General features: G+C 44.7%; 2 protein-coding genes. Both read left to right on the forward strand.

The window, feature by feature from the left end; all coding sequences use genetic code 11:
* Positions 1–845 (forward strand): phage tail fiber protein (locus tag EQY_RS25250; RefSeq protein ID WP_000552173.1); only part of this gene is annotated, 845 nt, incomplete at its 5' end.
* A gap of 2 nt (positions 846–847) precedes the next feature.
* Complete coding sequence (locus EQY_RS0121805; protein WP_000902891.1) at positions 848–1393, forward strand: tail fiber assembly protein; 546 nt, start codon at positions 848–850, stop codon at positions 1391–1393.
* Positions 1394–1431: the final 38 nt, after the last annotated feature.

Consider the following 1431-nt stretch of genomic DNA (forward strand, 5'->3'; position numbering starts at 1 on the left):
GCATTCCCTTAATTTGTCTTCTTGATAGCGAGAAAAGTTATTTCAGTGTGATAAACCCCGGCAATATCTATTCAGATTTTGATCTGCGATATGTAAAAAAATCTGGTGATACATTATCGGGTGGGCTGACGTTTGAAAATGACTCAATCCTTGCGTGGATTCGAAATACAGATTGGGCAAAGATTGGGTTTAAAAATGATTCGGATTCAGACACCGATTCATATCTGTGGTTTGAAGCGGGGGATAATGGAAACGAATATTTCAAGTGGCGGAGTAAGTCTGGAACCACAACCAAAGACCTGATGAATCTCAAATGGGATGCGCTGTATGTTCTGGTGAATGCCATCATCAATGGTGAGGTTGTATCAAAATCAGCAAACGGCTTTCGTATTGCTTATGGTAATTACGGTTTTTTTGTCAGAAACGACGGGTCGAACACATATTTTATGTTGACCAATGCTGGCGACAGCATGGGGAGCTATAACGGACTAAGGCCATTCTGTATAAATAATGCCACTGGCGCAGTCACGATGGGCAACGGGCTGACTGTCAGCGGGGGGGTAAACGTTTCCAGCGGAAATATCACCGCCGGAGGAGGTCAGGTTATACCGGGTAATTACAGCAATTTTGATGCCCGTTATAAGACCAAATCAGAAGGTGTGCAGGACGTGCGCCTTGGCGGTTATCAACAGATGGGCAGTACAGGCTCAAACCTGGCTCCCTCTGGTTATGTCAGTGTGGGTGGCTACTGCTACGGAGACTGGGATAACTCTGCCGACGGGTGGTTTATCCGACCGCTTCAGAAACTGATTAACGGAACCTGGTATAACGTCGCGAGTATGTAATTATGTTGCATTTAAAAAATATTACGTCGGGCAATCCGAAAACAGCCGAACAATACGAACTGACCAAAAGGTATGGCGTCGAGTGGTTGTATACAGAATCCGGTGAAAACTGGTATGAAATCCAGAAAAATTTTTCACCTGACACATTAAAAGTTGAATATCTGGATACAGGGAAAGTTACCTGGGTTGGAAAAGATGCTGCGTCAATTAATCCCAGAAACCGGAGCGTGATTGAAATTACCGATAACACAGCGAACCGACAAATTGATGCCTCAGGTTACTGGTTTTACCGGGATGACAAATTCATATTTGACTACGGTAAAAAGGCAGAAGATGAGCGGGTGAGTAAGCTCAAGGATGTAAGTCGGTTAACTGCTGAATGGGAAAAAGACCTGCTGCTGGGGTTAATCAGCGACGAAGACAAAGAAAAGCTGAAAGCCTGGCGGATGTACGCGAAATCGCTGCAGGCGCTGGATTTCAGCACTATCACCGATAAAACCTCATACAGAGCCATTGAATGGCCTGTCTCTCCGGAAGCCTCTTCCTGATTTAATTAATCGCGAGAAAAACTATGTCTGTAGTGATA

The sequence above is a fragment of the Escherichia sp. TW14182 genome (assembly GCF_000208525.1).
GTDB classification, from domain to species: Bacteria; Pseudomonadota; Gammaproteobacteria; order Enterobacterales; family Enterobacteriaceae; genus Escherichia; species Escherichia ruysiae.

Excerpts from the sequence above, each read along its gene's own strand:
- EQY_RS0121805 (WP_000902891.1), top strand. The coding sequence starts at position 848 with ATGTTGCATTTAAAAAATATTACGTCGGGCAATCCGAAAACAGCCGAA.